The organism is Vibrio sp. OPT46, assembly GCF_015163535.1.
Lineage (GTDB): Bacteria > Pseudomonadota > Gammaproteobacteria > Enterobacterales > Vibrionaceae > Vibrio > Vibrio alginolyticus.
The window spans coordinates 1-366 of the sequence record NZ_JADDYG010000241.1 but is presented as its reverse complement, the minus strand read 5'-3'; the positions used below and the strand labels follow the sequence as shown (position 1 = coordinate 366).

The window sequence follows — 366 nt, the reverse complement described above, 5'->3', positions numbered from 1 at the left end:
CTTCAAAGAGGACGGGTTCCAACGCCTCAAAGCAAGCTTACCGCCACAAGAACGTCGTGGTTTGGTGCTGATTGACCCACCATACGAACTCGCGAAAGAGTACCGCGATGTGGTGCGAGCGATTCATCAGAGCCATAAACGTTGGGCAACCGGTATCTACGCGATTTGGTACCCAGTGGTAAACCGTCACGACATCGAAGATATGATCGAAGGTTTGGAAGCACTCGGTATTCGTAAAATTCTGCAAATCGAGTTAGGTGTTGCACCCGATACCAACGAGCGCGGCATGACGGCATCCGGCATGATTGTGATTAACCCGCCATGGAAACTGGAAAGCCAGATGAAAGAGATTCTGCCATTCCTGCA

1 protein-coding gene is annotated in these 366 nt (G+C 50.8%); it reads left to right on the top strand.

Annotated features, from left to right (window positions below; all coding sequences use genetic code 11):
- On the top strand, nt 1-366 hold a 366-nt coding region (gene rlmJ / locus IQR33_RS10135; RefSeq protein WP_193843683.1), incomplete at both ends, for a 23S rRNA (adenine(2030)-N(6))-methyltransferase RlmJ.